This is a genomic window from Pseudogulbenkiania sp. NH8B (assembly GCF_000283535.1).
Taxonomy (GTDB): Bacteria; Pseudomonadota; Gammaproteobacteria; order Burkholderiales; family Chromobacteriaceae; genus Pseudogulbenkiania; species Pseudogulbenkiania ferrooxidans.
In genome coordinates, this window is record NC_016002.1 from 845,030 (window position 1) to 860,811 (window position 15,782).

The 15,782-nt window shown below is 64.4% G+C and carries 13 protein-coding genes; 6 read left to right on the top strand and 7 right to left on the bottom strand.

Annotation, left to right across the window (positions count from 1 at the left end; genetic code table 11):
- The first annotated feature begins 31 nt into the window (after positions 1-31).
- Together trxC and NH8B_RS04030 are read left to right on the top strand one after the other, a co-directional pair.
- Positions 32-469 carry a thioredoxin TrxC gene (gene trxC, locus NH8B_RS04025; protein WP_014086121.1) on the top strand — a complete coding sequence of 146 codons (438 nt, stop codon included), beginning with the start codon at positions 32-34 and terminating at the stop codon, positions 467-469.
- A 76-nt stretch (positions 470-545) separates the two neighbouring features.
- The gene (locus tag NH8B_RS04030; protein WP_014086122.1) at positions 546-1,148 is read left to right on the top strand and encodes a 3'-5' exonuclease; all 603 of its coding nucleotides are present in this window, start codon (positions 546-548) and stop codon (positions 1,146-1,148) included.
- 70 nt (positions 1,149-1,218) lie between these two features.
- On the opposite strand, the gene NH8B_RS04035 is transcribed toward NH8B_RS04030, so the two are convergent.
- The 6 genes from NH8B_RS04035 to NH8B_RS04060 form a co-directional block, all read right to left on the bottom strand.
- Positions 1,219-1,830: a glutathione S-transferase gene (locus NH8B_RS04035; protein ID WP_014086123.1), complete on the bottom strand. Its 612-nt coding sequence runs from the start codon at positions 1,828-1,830 to the stop codon at positions 1,219-1,221.
- 98 nt (positions 1,831-1,928) lie between these two features.
- Entirely contained in the window at positions 1,929-2,636 is a 708-nt protein-coding gene (locus NH8B_RS04040) for an SIMPL domain-containing protein (RefSeq protein WP_014086124.1), read from the bottom strand.
- 194 nt (positions 2,637-2,830) lie between these two features.
- Positions 2,831-3,625 carry an ABC transporter ATP-binding protein gene (locus tag NH8B_RS04045; protein ID WP_014086125.1) on the bottom strand — a complete coding sequence of 265 codons (795 nt, stop codon included), beginning with the start codon at positions 3,623-3,625 and terminating at the stop codon, positions 2,831-2,833.
- Entirely contained in the window at positions 3,612-4,538 is a 927-nt protein-coding gene (locus NH8B_RS04050) for an ABC transporter permease (RefSeq protein WP_014086126.1), read from the bottom strand. Before NH8B_RS04050 ends, NH8B_RS04045 begins: the two co-directional genes overlap by 14 nt.
- Positions 4,539-4,638: 100 nt before the next feature.
- Entirely contained in the window at positions 4,639-5,607 is a 969-nt protein-coding gene (locus NH8B_RS04055; RefSeq protein ID WP_014086127.1) for an ABC transporter substrate-binding protein, read from the bottom strand.
- Between the two features lie 342 nt (positions 5,608-5,949).
- Positions 5,950-8,115: a malate synthase G gene (locus tag NH8B_RS04060; protein WP_014086128.1), complete on the bottom strand. Its 2,166-nt coding sequence runs from the start codon at positions 8,113-8,115 to the stop codon at positions 5,950-5,952.
- Between the two features lie 194 nt (positions 8,116-8,309).
- Here NH8B_RS04060 and NH8B_RS04065 point away from each other — a divergent pair, with 194 nt between their 5' ends.
- Positions 8,310-9,206: a LysR family transcriptional regulator gene (locus NH8B_RS04065; protein ID WP_014086129.1), complete on the top strand. Its 897-nt coding sequence runs from the start codon at positions 8,310-8,312 to the stop codon at positions 9,204-9,206.
- A gap of 521 nt (positions 9,207-9,727) precedes the next feature.
- Positions 9,728-11,092: an amino acid permease gene (locus NH8B_RS04070; RefSeq protein WP_304412121.1), complete on the top strand. Its 1,365-nt coding sequence runs from the start codon at positions 9,728-9,730 to the stop codon at positions 11,090-11,092.
- A 368-nt stretch (positions 11,093-11,460) separates the two neighbouring features.
- On the opposite strand, the gene aceA is transcribed toward NH8B_RS04070, so the two are convergent.
- Positions 11,461-12,759 (bottom strand): isocitrate lyase, encoded by a 1,299-nt coding sequence (gene aceA / locus NH8B_RS04075; protein WP_014086131.1) that lies wholly within the window; start codon positions 12,757-12,759, stop codon positions 11,461-11,463.
- A gap of 435 nt (positions 12,760-13,194) precedes the next feature.
- Between aceA and grpE the strand changes: the two genes are divergently transcribed.
- On the top strand, positions 13,195-13,740 hold the full coding sequence (gene grpE, locus NH8B_RS04080; RefSeq protein ID WP_008953241.1) for a nucleotide exchange factor GrpE: 546 nt from the start codon (positions 13,195-13,197) through the stop codon (positions 13,738-13,740).
- Positions 13,741-13,855: 115 nt separating this feature from the next.
- A complete protein-coding gene (gene dnaK / locus NH8B_RS04085) occupies positions 13,856-15,772 on the top strand; it encodes a molecular chaperone DnaK (protein WP_014086132.1) in 1,917 nt (638 codons plus the stop codon).
- The last annotated feature ends 10 nt before the right edge of the window (positions 15,773-15,782 follow it).

The following is a 15,782-nucleotide window of genomic DNA, read 5'->3' on the forward strand; positions in this document are numbered from 1 at the left end:
TGGTGTGGTTTTGATGAAGGAGTGATGCGAAATGCAATTGGTCTGCCCGTCCTGTGGTGCCCGCAACCGTGTTCCCGACGAACGTCTGCTGGAGTTGCCCAAGTGCGGCAAGTGCGCCGGCGCGCTGCTCGCCGCTGCGCCGCTGGCCTTGTCCGACGCCGCCCTGCCGGGGTTTCTCGCCGGCACCGAGCTGCCGGTGCTGGTGGACTTCTGGGCCGGCTGGTGCGGGCCGTGCCAGATGATGGCGCCGCAGTTCGCCGCCGCCGCCAAGGCGCGGCCGACGCTGCGTTGCGTCAAGGTCGACACCGAGCAGGCGCCACAGGCGTCGCGGCACTACCAGATCCGCAGCATCCCGACCCTGATCCTGTTCTGGCAGGGACGCGAGCTGGCGCGTCACAGCGGCGTAATGCAGGCCGCCGAGCTGCTGCAGTGGGCCGAACGCCAGCTGCAGGCGGCGGGCGTGCGCTGAGCGCGGCGCTGGTGTTCCGCGCCGGCGCCGCGTACACTCGCCCGGCCTTCATTACCCGCGCGGGTACCTGTCTTCCATGACCGCAGAACAACACTTGTCCAAGGACGATATCCGTACCCTCCCGAGCTATCCGGGGCTGGCGCCGACGGCGGTGAGCGTGGTGGCGAACGAGACCGAGATGGAAGCGGCGTATCACCAGCTCAGCGTGTGCCGCGTGCTCGGCTTCGATACCGAATCGCGCCCGACCTTCCACAAGGGAGAGACTTCGAGCGGGCCGCACCTGGTGCAGCTGGCCACCGCCACGCACGCCTACCTGTTCCCGGTGGAGCGCCTCGCCGACCTGACGCGGCTGCGGATGATTCTGGAGTCGCCGGCGATCCGCAAGGTCGGCTTCGAGCTGGGCTCCGACGTGCAGCGGCTCCGCGCCAAGCTGGGCATCGAGTGCGCGGCGCTGGTGGACATCGGGCGGCTGTTCCGCCAACCGGGCGAGCACCGTACCGTGGGCGCGGTGCAGGCGGTGGCGCGCCTGTTCGGCCAGTGTTTCCGCAAGTCGAAGCGCCAGTCGACCTCGAACTGGGCGAGCCCGGTGCTGAGCGAGGCGCAGCGAGTGTACGCCGGCAACGACGCCTATGTGGCGCTGCAGGTATACCACGAGCTGGAGCGACAGGGACGGGTCTAGGACCGCAAAGAGGGGCAGCAAAAAGCCGGGGAAAACCCCGGCTTTTGTTTGTCTGGTGTGCCGCGTCGGTTCAGGCCGTCGGCGGTATGGTGTCGACGAAGGACTGGCGTGCCGACAAACGCTGGTAGTAGTCGGCGAGGGTGGGATGGCTGGCGCGCCAGTCCAGCGTGGCGAAGCGGAAGTCCAGGTAGCCCAGGCAGCAGCCGACCGCGATGTCGGCCAGGCTATAGCCTTCGCCGTTGCACCACGGGCGTTCGCCCAGATCGTGCGCCAGCGCTGCCAGGCCGCGCTCGACTTTCTGCTGCTGGTGCGCCATCGCTTCCTCGCTCTGCTTCTCCGGCGGGCGGCGCCGTTCCATGACGATGGCGACGGCCGCGTCGCAGATGCCGTCGGCCAGCGCTTCCCAGCGCCGGGTGGCGATGAACGAGCGGTTGTCCTGCGGCAAGAGGCGCGATACTGGCGAGATGTTGTCGAGGTACTCCACGATCACGCGCGAGTCGTACAGCGTGTTGCCGTCGTCCAGCTCCAGCACCGGCACCTTGCCGAGCGGATTGTAGCGGGCAACTTGCGAATCGGCCTCCCAAGGCTGGTCGATCAGGATCGGACAGTCGATTTTCTTTTCGGCGAGCACGATCCGCACTTTGCGGGCGTAGGGACTGGTGAGTGACGCGATCAGTTTCATGGCATGAACAGGGTGCTTGGTCGTGGGGGAGCCGGTCGACGTCGACCGGCGGGTAAGCAGGCTTACTTTAACGTATCGGCGGGCCGCCTCAAAGCGCTTTAGCGGAGTTCCAGCTGGCCGTTGACCTGCAGTTGCAACTGGCTGCGGCCGGGCTGCCATTCGGCCTGAGCGACTTCGGCGTCGGCGGCCATGGCCAGCGTTTTGCTGCGCATCAACAGCGGTACCGGCGGCGGCATCTGGTTGCCGATGGTGAGCTGGTGCATGTTGAGGGTGTTCTTGCCCAGCGCCTTGGCCGCGATCTGCGCCTGCTCCATCAGCGCGGCGATGGCTTCCGGAATCATGGCCTTTTCCGCGGCGTGGCGGGCGTCGTCGGACACCACGAACTGCACGCCTTCCAGCAGCATGTAGCCCTGCAGCTTGGCGATCAGCTCGCTGCCTTGCGCCATGTCGCGGGTTTTCAGCTTCAGTTCGGCACGGCCCTGCCAGCCGTCGATCTTGCCGCTCTTGTTGTAGGCGGGCCAGCTGTTGTAGCTGCCGCTGCTGACTTCGACGTTCTTGTAGCCGCGCGCGTCGCTCTGGGCGCGGTTGATGAGCTGGTTGAGGCGGTTGGCCAGCACGCCCGGCTGCGGCTGGCGGTCCTGCACGTACAGCGTGGCGATCATCTGGTCGTTGGCGATCTCGCGCTGGGTGCTGGCCGATAGGTTCAGCACGGTGGCGGCCGGGTCGGCCCGTTCGGCGGCCGGCGCCAGCGGGGCCAGCAGGAACAAGGGGGCGGCCAGGCTCAACAGGGTGGTGAGGCGGGTCATGGGGGCTCCTGTCTCGGGAAGGCGGGTAATGACAGTATCGCTCAGCGGCGCGGCACTGTCGTGACAAGAGACTATGACGATGGCGGGCGCGATGAGTTCAGTACGGCGTCAACTGTGTCGGCCAATCCCGATGCGTTCAGCCGCGCGCCAAAAGCTTCGGCCAACCTGCAAAGGTTGGCCGAAGGGGCGGGAGATTAGCCCAACAGCAGCGCGTCGTCGGCGATCGCTTCGCCGCGGGTGCGTTCGAACATCGCCAGCAGGTCGGGCACGTCCATGCGGGCGCGCTCCTCGCCGGACACGTCCAGCACCACCCGGCCCTGGTGCAGCATCACGGTGCGGTCGCCATGATCCAGCGCCTGGCGCATCGAGTGCGTCACCATCATCGCGGTCAGCTGGTTCTCGCGCACGATCTGGTCGGTCAGCTCCAGCACGAAGGCGGCGGTCTTGGGATCGAGCGCCGCGGTGTGCTCGTCGAGCAGCAGGATCTGCGACGGCCGCAGCGACGCCATCAACAGGCTCACCGCCTGGCGCTGACCGCCGGAGAGCAGGCCCATGCGGTCGGACAGGCGGTTTTCCAGACCGAGCTTGAGCGTGGCGAGCTTGTCGCGGAACAGGCTGCGCAGCGAGGCATTCAGGGCGCCTTTCAGGCCGCGACTTTCACCTCGTTGCCAGGCGATCGCCAGGTTCTCCTCGATGCTCAGCGCCTCGCAGGTGCCGGCCATCGGGTCCTGGAACACGCGGGCCACCAGCCCGGCGCGCTGCCAGGCGTTGAGACGGGTGACGTCGCGCCCGGCGATCTCGATGCTGCCTTGGTCGACGATCAGGTCGCCGCTGATGGCGTTGAGAAAGGTCGACTTGCCGGCGCCGTTCGAGCCGATCACGGTGACGAACTGGCCCTGGGGGATGTCCAGCGAGGCCCCGCGCAGCGCCGGGTTCTCGATCGGGGTGCCGGGGTTGAAGGTCTTGTAGAGGCCGTTAGCGCGCATCATGAGCAGTGCTCCCCTTGGTGGCAGCCGAGCGTTTGGCGGCGAATTTGCGTTTGAGCGACGGCAGCACCAGCGCGAAACCGACCAGCAGGGCGGTGATCAGGTTGAGGTCCTGCGCCTGCAGGCCGATGAAGTCGGCGTTGAGCGCCAGCGCGATGAACAGGCGGTACACCAGGGCGCCGAGCACGGCGGCCAGTGTCGCCACCATGATGGTGCGGCCCGGGATCAGCGTCTCGCCGATGATCACCGCAGCCAGCCCCACTACGATGGTGCCGATGCCCATCGAAATGTCGGCGCCGCCCTGAGTCTGCACATAGAGTGCGCCGGCCAGCGCGATCAGGGCATTGGAGATGGCCATGCCCAGCAGCACCATGCGGTCGGTGGCGACGCCCTGTGCACGCGCCATGCGGGCGTTGGCGCCGGTGGCGCGCATCGCCAGGCCGGACTGGGAGGCGAAGAAGGCGTCCAGCGCCAGCTTGGCGATCACCACGATCACAGCCAGCACCAGGGGCTGGATCAGGTATTGCGAATCGGGCGCCCGGGCGATGAACGGGCTGAACACGGTGTCTGAGCCGATCAGCGGCATGTTGGGTGCGCCCATGATGCGCAGGTTGACCGAGTAGAGCGCGATCATCACCAGGATACTGGCCAACAGCTGCAGGATGTTCAGCCGCACGTTGAGCCAGGCGGTGATCAGGCCGGCCACGGCACCCGCCGCGGTGCCGGCCAGCGTGGCCAGCCACGGGTCATGGCCGCCGGCGATCAGGGTGGCGGCGACGGCGCCGCCCAGCGGGAAGCTGCCGTCGGCGGTCAGGTCGGGGAAATTCAGAATGCGGAAGGAAATCAGCACACCCAGCGCCACCAGCGCGAAGATCAGACCGATTTCCGTGGCGCCCAGCAAGGCGATCAGGGACATGAAACGACACCTCGTGAAACGTTCGCTCCCCGGGCCGGGCTTGTGGCCCGACCCGGGGAGAGGGAGCAGACTTCGGGTTGGCCGAAGTCACAAGACTGGCTTACTTGATGACTTCTTTGGCGGTTTTGATCAGCTCGGGCGACAGCTTGAGGCCCTGCTTCTCGGCCGCGGCCGGGTTGACCACCAGATTGAGCTTGGTGCCGACTTCCGGTGCGATCGCGCCCGGCTTCTCGCCCTTCAGGATGCGCACCACCAGCTTGCCGGTCTGGCGGCCCATGTCGTAGTAGTTCTGGCCGAGCGCGGCGACGGCGCCACGCTTCACCGTGTCGGTATCGGCGGCCACCAGCGGCAGCTTGCTGTCGACGGCGACCTTATACAGCGACTCGTAGGCCGACACCACGTTGTTGTCGGTGGTGGTGTAGATCACGTCGACCTTGCCGACCAGGCTCTTGGCGGCGGACGGCACGTCCACGGTGCGGGCGGCGGACGCCTCCACCAGCGACATGCCCTGCTTGGCGAGTTCGGCCTTCAGTTCCTTGGCGACGATGGTCGAGTTCACCTCGCCCGGGCTGTACACCATGCCGACGTGTTTCACGCCCGGCTTCACTTTCTTGATCAGCTCGATCTGCGGGGCCAGCGGCAGGGCATCGGAGACGCCGGTAATGTTGGTGCCGGACGGCTTCCAGTCCTTCACCAGCTTGGCGGCAACCGGATCGGTCACGGCGGAGAACACCACCGGGATCGACTTGGTCGAGGCGGCCAATGCCTGGGCGCTCGGGGTGGCAATGCCGACGATCACGTCCGGGGTGTCGCCGATGAACTTGCGGGCGATCTGCGCGGCGGTGGCGGTGTTGCCCTGGGCGCTCTGGAACTGGTACTTCAGGTTCTTGCCCTGAACAAAGCCGGCGGCCTTGAGCTCGTCCTCGATGCCTTTGCGGGCGGCGTCGAGCGCCGGGTGTTCGACGATGGCGGTGACCGCCACCGATTTCATCTCGGCGGCCAGCAGCGGGGCGGACAGGGCCGTGGCGACGGCGGCCAGCAGCAGGGTGCGGGGGAACAGCGACTTCATGGAGACTCCTTGTGCGGTATCGGGCCGAAACCGGGACTCATGTTGCGGCATCGTGGCAATTTTATGGCAAAGCACAAAAAAAATTTGCCGTACGCGCGCAATGAAATGTCCGAGTTGCTGTGGTTATTGTCAGAATATTGTCGGTTTTGCCGTGGAGCGGGAGTGAGGCTGCGCCCGGGGGGCGTGCCGTGGTGAATCATGGCAAAGTATTTTGTCTACAGTATTGTCTTTTCCTAGATAAAACCGCTGCCAGAGAAGTATTGGTCAGGTGAAAGGATGCGAAAAAGCGGCCCTGACGGGCCGCTTTGCATTGAGGAAAAAGATGCTCTTTCGCCTCGGCTCTTACAGCGCGTGCGCCTTCTCCACCTGGCGCCAGTGGTGCAGCAGCGGCTCGGTGTAGCCGGACGGCTGGGCGCAGCCCTGGAACACCAGGTCGCAGGCGGCCTTGAAGGCGATCGAGGTGTCGAACGCCGGGGCCATCGGCTGATAGGCCGGATCGCCTGCGTTCTGGCCGTCCACCACGGCGGCCATGCGCTGCAGCGTTTCCTTCACCTGCGCCTCGGTGACGATGCCGTGGCGCAGCCAGTTGGCGATGTGCTGGCTGGAAATGCGCAGCGTGGCGCGGTCTTCCATCAGGCCGATGTTGTGGATGTCCGGTACCTTGGAGCAGCCCACGCCCTGGTCGATCCAGCGCACCACATAGCCCAGGATGCCCTGCGCGTTGTTGTCGAGCTCCTGCTGGATGTCTTCGGCCGACCAGTTCGGATTGGCCGCCACCGGGATGGTCAGGAGGTCGTCCTGCAGGTCGGCGTACTGCCCTTCCAGCGCCTTCTGCACCTCCTGCACGTCGACTTGGTGGTAGTGCAGCGCGTGCAGCACGGCGGCGGTGGGGGACGGAACCCAGGCGGTGTTGGCACCGGCTTTCGGGTGGCCGATCTTCTGCTTCAGCATCTCGGCCATCAGGTCCGGCATCGCCCACATGCCCTTGCCGATCTGGGCGTGGCCGCGCAGGCCGCAGTCGAGGCCGACCTGGACGTTGTTGCGCTCGTAGGCGGCGATCCACTTCGAGGTCTTCATGTCGCCCTTGCGGATCATCGGGCCGGCTTCCATCGAGGTGTGCATCTCGTCGCCGGTGCGGTCGAGGAAACCGGTGTTGATGAAGGCCACGCGATGGCGGGCGGCGGCGATGCAGGCCTTGAGGTTGACGCTGGTGCGGCGTTCCTCGTCCATGATGCCGAGCTTGACGGTGTACTGCGGCAGGCCGAGCAGCTGTTCCACCTTGCCGAACAGCTCGTCGGCGAAGGCGACTTCGTCCGGGCCGTGCATCTTCGGCTTGACGATGTAGATCGAGCCGGCGCGCGAGTTGCCGCGGCGCTGCTGGTCGTGCAGCGCGATCAGCGTGGTCACCACGGCGTCCATGATGCCTTCCGGCACTTCGTGGCCGTCGCCGTCGAGGATGGCCGGGTTGGTCATCAGGTGGCCGACGTTGCGCACGAACATCAGGCTGCGGCCGTGCAGCGTCAGCGCGCTGCCGTCGGCGGCGGTGTAGCGGCGGTCCGGGTTGAGGGTGCGGGTGAAGGTCTTGCCGCCCTTGCTCACTTCTTCGGTCAGCGTGCCCTGCATCAGGCCGAGCCAGTTGCGGTACACCACGACCTTGTCGTCGGCATCGACCGCGGCGACCGAGTCCTCGCAGTCCATGATGGTGGTGATGGCGGCTTCCATCACGATGTCCTTGACCCCGGCGCCGTCCTGGGCGCCGATCGGGCTGCTCTTGTCGATCTGGATCTCGAAGTGCAGGCCGTTCTGCTTGAGCAGCACCGAGGTCGGCGCGGCGGCGTCGCCGTTGTAGCCGAGGAACAGCTCCGGCTGCTTGAGCGAGCTGGTGCGGCCGTCCTGCAGCTCGACCTGCAGCTGGCCGCCGGCCACGCGGTAGGCCGCAGCCTGGTGGTGCGAACCGGTTTCCAGCGGCGCGCTGGCGTCGAGGAAGTCACGGCCGAAGGCGATCACCTTGGTGCCGCGCACCGGGTTGTAGCCGCCGCTGCGGCTGGCGCCATCGTCCTCGGCGATGGCATCGGTGCCGTACAGCGCGTCGTACAGGCTGCCCCAGCGCGCGTTGGCGGCGTTCAGGGCGTAGCGCGCGTTCATCACCGGCACCACCAGCTGCGGGCCGGCCTGCTCGGCGATTTCGCTGTCGATGTTGCTGGTGCTGATGCGGCCGTCGGCCGGCACCGGCTTCAGGTAGCCGATGGAGGTGAGGAACGCCTTGTAGGCGGCCATGTCCGCGATCGGGCCCGGATGCTGGCGGTGCCAGGCATCGATTTCGCTCTGCAGGCGGTCGCGCTCGGCGAGCAGGGCGCGGTTCTTCGGCGCCAGTTCGTGCACCAGGACATCGAAACCGGACCAGAACGCGGCGGAGCCGATGCCGCTGCCCGGCAGGACTTCCTGTTCGATGAAGGCGTGGAGGACGGTGGCAACCTGCAGTCGATGGCAAGGGGTTCGTTGGGTCATGACGTTACTCTCTCTCGTTTCCGTTGGGGCTGGTCCCCGATCAACCGGCCTGGGTTTTTCGTGGCGACACCAGGGGAATATTCCCTCTTAATTTGGCATAAATGGTATCGCGATGCGCTGGGATCAGTTTAGTGATGTTTATGTGACAAAAAAAGACCTAAGATGCCATAGCATCTTTTACTTTTTGTGAGCTAATGGACACGTTCAAGCAACTCGAAACCCTGGTCGCGGTGGTGGCTCACGGCAGCCTGTCGGCGGCGGCGCGCATCGAGGGGGTGGTGCCGGCCGTGATCGGCCGCCGTCTGGATGCCCTGGAGGAGCGCCTCGGCGCCAAGTTGCTGGTGCGCACCACGCGCAGCGTCACGCTGACGCAGGAGGGCAGCGCCTTCTACGAGGAAAGCCTGCGCATCCTGGCCGAGTTGGCCGAAGCCGAGGCGGCGGTGGCGTCCGGCAGCGCGCGGGCGCGTGGTCACCTGCGGGTAAGTGCCCCGGCCGGTTTCGGCCGCCGTCACGTCGCCCCGCACGCCGCCAGTTTTCAGCAGCTGCACCCGGACGTGAAGGTGACGCTCGACCTGTCGGACCGCCTGGTCGACCTGGTGCGCGACCGCGTCGACTGCGCCATCCGGATTTCGGACCTGTCCGACTCCAGCCTGGTGGCGATCCGCCTGGCCGAAAACTATCGCGTGGTGGTGGCCGCGCCGAGCTACCTGGAGCGCCACGGCACGCCGCGCACGCTGGACGACCTGACGCAGCACAACTGCCTGTCGCTGGGCGAGAGTCAGAGCCGCGGCTGGACCTTCACCCGCGACGGCGAGCCGGTCAATCTCAAGGTCTCCGGCACGCTGGAATGCAACGACGGCGCGGTGCTGCACGACTGGGCGCTGCAGGGGTACGGGCTCACCTGGCGCTCGTTGTGGGAGGTCAAGGACGATCTCTCCGAAGGGCGGCTGGTGACGGTGCTGGACAGCTTTTCCTCGCCGGATTACCCGGTGTACGCCATGGTGCCGCAACGCAAGTTCCTGCCGCTGCGGGTGCGCCACTTCATCGACCATCTCAAGGCCTGTTACGCCGCGCCGGGCTATTGGGGTTGAGCGTGGCGCTGCTCATGGTCGGCATGCCCGCTACGCCGCTCGTGGCGCCGACCTGGCGGTGTTTGGTGGTAGGGCATTCGGCTGCTCGCGGCGTCGTTCGCTGCGGCATGTGGCGGCCTAGCCGACACCTTCGCCGCGTGGCGGAATAAGGTGTGAAATTGCGCTGGATCAATGGATCGGGGCGCAGTGTTTCCGATAGAGGGCGAAGGCTGCTATTTTGCGCGCCTGTTTGCCAGATTGCCGCAGCCTGGGCCGTGGCGGCTATGACAGCGGCGAGGACGGGGGGTGAGTTTTACCTTGTCTGACCTTGGCGTTGAGGTAATATCACGCCGTTTCGTCTTCGTGGCGGTGGCTTTATTGGCTATCTTCGCGCGTAGACGAGTTATTTTCGGAGCACCGTGTGCCCTGATCCATTCCTGCCATGCGCCCGCCACACTGCGGGCGCATGGCATTTGGCACACCGCGAACACTCGGGGACTGTTTGAAACATGAGCTTGATGCGCAAGAAGAGCGTGAGGGGCATGCTGTCTGCCGCCCACACCTCACAGGGGCTCCGCAAGGAGCTGTCCGCCTTTGACCTGACCATGCTGGGGATCGGCGCCATCATCGGCACCGGCATCTTCGTGCTGACCGGCACCGGCGCCACCGTGGCCGGCCCCGGCCTGGTATTGTCCTTCGTCATCGGCGCCATCGCCTGCGGTTTCGCCGCGCTGTGCTACGCCGAATTCGCCTCCATGCTGCCGGTGTCGGGTTCCACCTATACCTACGCCTACGCCACGCTGGGCGAGCTGATCGCCTGGATCATCGGCTGGGACCTGATGCTGGAATACCTGCTGGCGTCCTCCGCCGTGTCGGTGGGCTGGTCCGGCTACTTCCAGAGCCTGATCGCCGGTTTCGGCCTGCATCTGCCGGATGCGCTGACCGCCGCGGCCGGCGCCCGCCCTGGCGTGGAGACGGTGTTCAACCTGCCGGCCTTCGTGATTGCCATGCTGATTACCGCGCTGCTGGCGTTCGGCATCAAGGAATCGAAGAAGGTCAATAACGTGGTGGTGATGATCAAGGTGGCGGTGGTGGTGCTGTTCATCGCCATCGCGGTGTGGCACGTCAAGCCGGCCAACTGGAATCCGGCGCTGCCGTACGGCATGACCGGCGTGTTCCACGGTGCCGCCATCGTGTTCTTCAGCTTCCTCGGCTTCGACGCCGTGACTTGCGCTGCGGAAGAGGTGAAGAACCCGGAGAAGGATATCCCGAAGGGTGTGATCTGGTCGCTGGCGATCTGCTCGGTGCTGTATGTGATCGTGTCCGCCATCATGACCGGCATCGTGCCGTTCATGCAGTTCAAGGGCATCGATCACCCGGTATCGCTGGCGTTGCAGGTGGCCAAGCTCGACTGGTTCGCCGGCTTCGTTGACCTGGGCGCGATCCTGGGCATGCTCACCGTGATCCTGGTGATGACTTACGGGCAGACCCGCATCCTGTTCGCGATGTCGCGCGATGGCCTGCTGCCCAAGGTGTTCTCCGAGGTGCATCCGAAGTACGGCACGCCGTACAAGGCCACCTGGCTGATCGGCACCCTCATTGCGCTGATCGCCGGCTTCGTGCCGCTGGGTACGTTGGCTGAGCTGGTGAACATCGGCACCCTGGCCGCGTTCTCGCTGATCGCCGCCGCCATCATCCTGCTGCGCAAGCGCGAACCGGACCTGCCGCGCAAGTTCCACTGCCCGGGCGTGCCCTACGTACCGGCGCTGGCCATCGTGTTCTGCGTGTTTCTGATGACGCAGCTCGCGGCGCTGACCTGGCTGTGCTTCGTGGTCTGGCTGGTGCTGGGCCTGATGGTGTACTTCGGCTATTCGCGCCGCCGCTCGCTGCTGCACGTGCGTACCTGACCGAGGCGACTCTCCGTAGGCATCCAGGGCCGGCTTTTGCCGGCCTTTTTGTTGGGCCGCCGATGGCTTGCAGTCCAGCTGTCGGCCGGGTACCGCCGCTGGCCGTCCCTTGGCATGAAGGCCGCGATGACCTACTTGTGTCCGGTGGGGCGCGGCGAATAGCGGGAGTGTGCCGCGAGATGCGCTGCTGATTTGTTCGAGATCAGGGCGGCGCAGTGGCTGTCTGCCAGGATGTGGGATCTCTCCCGTTGCCCTCGTTGCGCCGGGAAGCAATGGATGAGGTGCCGCAACGAAAAACCCCCGCCGTGGCGGGGGTTGCTTGACACAGACGGCAGGGTCGAATTGCCGTTCAGTCGAACGCTTGGATCTTAGTGGAACTGTTCTTCTTCGGTCGAGCCGGTCAGCGCGGTCACCGAGGACTTGCCGCCCTGGATTACCGTGGTGATGTCGTCGAAGTAGCCGGTGCCGACTTCCTGCTGGTGCGAGACGAAGGAGTAGCCACGATCGCGGGCGGCGAATTCCGGCTCTTGCACCTTCTCGACGTAGGCCGACATGCCGCGCTTGGCGTAGTCCTGCGCCAGGTCGAACATGTTGTACCACATGGAGTGGATGCCAGCCAGGGTGATGAACTGGTACTTGTAGCCCATGGCGCCCAGCTCGCGCTGGAACTTGGCGATGGTGGCATCGTCCAGGTTCTTTTTCCAGTTGAAGGACGGCGAGCAGTTGTAGGCCAAGAGCTTGCCCGGGTGCTTGGCGTGTACGGCTTCAGCAAATTTGCGGGCAAATTCCAGATCCGGGGTACCGGTTTCGCACCATACCAGGTCGGCGTATTCGGCGTAGGCGATAGCGCGGCTGATGGCTTGCTCCAGACCTTTCTTGGTCTTGTAGAAGCCTTCTGCAGTGCGTTCGCCGGTCAGGAACGGCTTGTCGTTCTCGTCGTAGTCGCTGGTCAAGAGGTCGGCGGCTTCGGCGTCGGTACGGGCGATCACCAGGGTCGGTACGCCGTAGACGTCAGCGGCCATACGGGCGGCGATCAGTTTCTGTACGGCTTCCTGGGTCGGTACCAGTACCTTGCCACCCATGTGGCCGCACTTCTTCACCGAAGCCAGTTGGTCTTCGAAGTGCACGCCACCGGCGCCGGCGCGGATCATCGCCTTCATCAGTTCGTAGGCGTTCAGCACGCCGCCGAAACCGGCTTCGGCATCGGCCACGATCGGAGCGTAGTAATCGATGAAGCCGGCATCGCCTTTTTCCAGACCCTTGGAGTGCTGGATTTCGTCGGCACGGGTGAAGGCGTTGTTGATGCGCTCGACCACCTTCGGCACCGAGTCAACCGGGTACAGCGACTGGTCCGGGTACATCGCGGAGTATTCGTTGTTGTCGGCGGCGACTTGCCAGCCGGACAGGTAGATGGCCTTGATGCCGGCTTTCACCTGCTGCATGGCCTGGCCACCGGTCAGCGCGCCCAGACAGTTGATGTAGGGCTCGTTGTTGACCAGGTTCCACAGTTTTTCAGCACCGTTACGAGCCAAGGTATGTTCCACCTGGACGGAGCCGCGCAGGCGCTCTACGTCGGCGGCGGTGTAGCCGCGCTTGATACCTTTCCAGCGCGGATTTTCGTCCCAGTCTTTTTGGATGGCGGCAATGCGTTGTTCGCGAGTGGTCATGCTTGAATCCTTCTCGATTACGTTTCTTAGTAAACCGGTAAATTCAGCCGGCATTCCTCTGGCTATGATGAATCGGTTTTACCGTCACCTTTTATTGACAACGTGTTTTGCCCGTTGTCGTTTCCGACCGCCGAAGCCTATTCCGTAAGGGAGACAGACCTGCTGGTCGTCGTGTGCTGTGAGTCCATTTAAACATAAAAAAAACGTAATGTGTGCAGTGCAGCACAAAAAAATCCTTTGTTTTCAAAAGGTAACAAAACTGACAAAAAACGAATGAAATGCCACGCTGTTTTTTTCCGTTTCCGAAAGCAAAAGTTCCCAAACGAGCGGTTGCTTGGTTCGCTTGCGCGTCGACCGCGCTCTCTTGAAATTTTCGCCAAAGCCCCTACCTAGCGTCAGGTCATCCTCAATCGCCTAGCTAACAAGGGAATCGTCATGCAGGAAAACCAACAGAATCCGGTTAACGAGGCCGTGGACAGCGCCGCCGCCCAGGCTCCCGCCGACAGCGCGGTCGAGCCGACCACGGAGGCGCGCGTTGCCGCACTGGAAATCGAGTTGGCCGAAGCCCGCGAGCAGTTTCTACGCTCCCGCGCCGAAATGGAGAACCTGCGCCGTCGTACGGCCGAAGAGGTGGTGAACGCACAGAAGTACGCCATCAACAAGTTTGCCAACGAGTTGTTGGCGGTGAAGGACAGCCTGGAGATGGCGCTGGCCGACCAGAGCGGTCAGTTCGACAACCTGAAGTTCGGCGTCGACCTGACGCTGAAACAGCTGGTGTCGGCCTTCGACAAGGCGCAGATCAAGGAAATCAACCCGGTGGGCGAGGCGCTCGACCCGCACCGCCATCAGGCCATCAGCACCGAGGAAGCGGACGCCGAGCCCAACACCGTGCTGCGCGTGATGCAGAAGGGCTACCAGGTGGCCGATCGCGTGTTGCGCCCGGCCATGGTGGTGGTCGCCAAGGCCAAGAGCCAACAGTAAAAAGGTTGGCCGAAGCCCTCTTGAAAACGTGGGCATAGCCATTACCTATCCAGTCAACAGGCGCTGACTATCGCGATTGCGGTACGCCGTAAAGAGTCAAGGAAAGGAATTAATCATGGGCAAAATCATTGGTATCGACCTGGGCACCACCAACTCCTGCGTGTCGGTGATCGAGAACGGCCATCCGAAGGTGATCGAGAACGCCGAAGGCACTCGCACCACTCCGTCCATCATCGCCTACATGGAAGACGGCGAGATCCTGGTCGGCGCCCCGGCCAAGCGCCAGGCGGTGACCAACCCCAAGAACACCCTGTACGCCATCAAGCGCCTGATCGGCCGCCGCTTCGAAGAAAAAGAAGTGCAGAAGGACATCGACCTGATGCCGTTCGAGATCACCAAGGCCAAGAACGGCGACTCCTGGGTCAAGGTGCGTGACCAGGAACTGGCGCCGCCGCAGATCTCCGCCGAAGTGCTGCGCAAGATGAAGAAGACCGCCGAAGACTACCTCGGCGAAGAAGTGACCGAAGCCGTGATCACCGTGCCGGCCTACTTCAACGACAGCCAGCGCCAGGCCACCAAAGACGCCGGCCGCATCGCCGGTCTGGACGTCAAGCGCATCATCAACGAGCCGACCGCGGCCGCGCTGGCCTTCGGCCTCGCCAAGCAGGAAGGCGACCGTAAGATCGCCGTGTATGACCTGGGTGGCGGCACCTTCGACATCTCGATCATCGAGATCGCCGACGTGGAAGGCGAGCACCAGTTCGAAGTGCTGTCGACCAACGGCGATACCTTCCTCGGCGGCGAAGACTTCGACCAGCGCCTGATCGACTACATCGTGACCGAGTTCAAGCGCGAGCAGGGCGTGGATCTGAAGAACGACGTGATGGCACTGCAGCGCCTGAAGGACGCCGCGGAAAAGGCCAAGATCGAGCTGTCCTCGGCCTCGCAGACGGAAGTCAACCTGCCGTACATCACCATGGACGCCACCGGTCCGAAGCACCTGGCGATGAAGATCACCCGCGCCAAGTTCGAAAGCCTGGTGGAAGACCTGATCGCCCGCTCGATCGAGCCTTGCCGTGTCGCCCTGAAGGACGCCGGCGTGTCGATCAACGACATCGCCGACGTGATCCTGGTCGGCGGCCAGACCCGTATGCCGAAGGTGCAGGAAGCGGTGAAGGAGTTCTTCGGCAAGGAGCCGCGCAAGGACGTGAACCCGGACGAAGCCGTGGCCGTCGGTGCCGCCATTCAGGGTTCGGTGCTGTCCGGCGACCGCAAGGACGTGCTGCTGCTCGACGTGACCCCGCTGTCGCTGGGTATCGAGACGCTCGGCGGCATCATGACCAAGCTGATCCAGAAGAACACCACCATCCCGACCAAGGCGCAGCAGACCTTCTCCACTGCCGACGACAACCAGACCGCGGTAACCATCCACGTGCTGCAAGGTGAGCGCGAGAAGGCCTCGGCCAACAAGTCGCTGGGCCAGTTCAACCTGTCTGACATCCCGGCCGCGCCGCGTGGCATGCCGCAGATCGAAGTGACCTTCGACATCGACGCCAACGGCATCCTGCACGTGTCGGCCAAGGACAAGGGCACCGGCAAGGAAGCCAAGATCACCATCCAGGCGTCCTCCGGCCTGTCCGAGGAAGAAATCCAGCGCATGGTGAAGGACGCCGAGGTTAACGCCGAGGAAGACAAGAAGCTGCACGAGCTGGTACAGGCCCGCAACCAGGGCGAAGGCATGATCCACTCGGTGAAGAAGTCGCTGGCCGAGCACGGTGACAAGATCTCGGCCGAAGAAAAAGCCGCCATCGAAGCTGCGCTGAAGGAAGCCGAGGAAGTGGTGAAGGGCGACGACAAGGACGCCATCGACGCCAAGGTCCAGGCGCTGATGACCGCCTCGCACAAGCTGGCTGAGCAGATGTACAGCCAGGCCCAGGGCGAAGCCGGTGCCGGACAGCCGGCTGGCGCCGGCAACAAGGACGAAGGCGACGTGGTCGATGCCGAGTTCGAAGAAGTGAAGGACAAGAAGTAAGCGTTCTTGC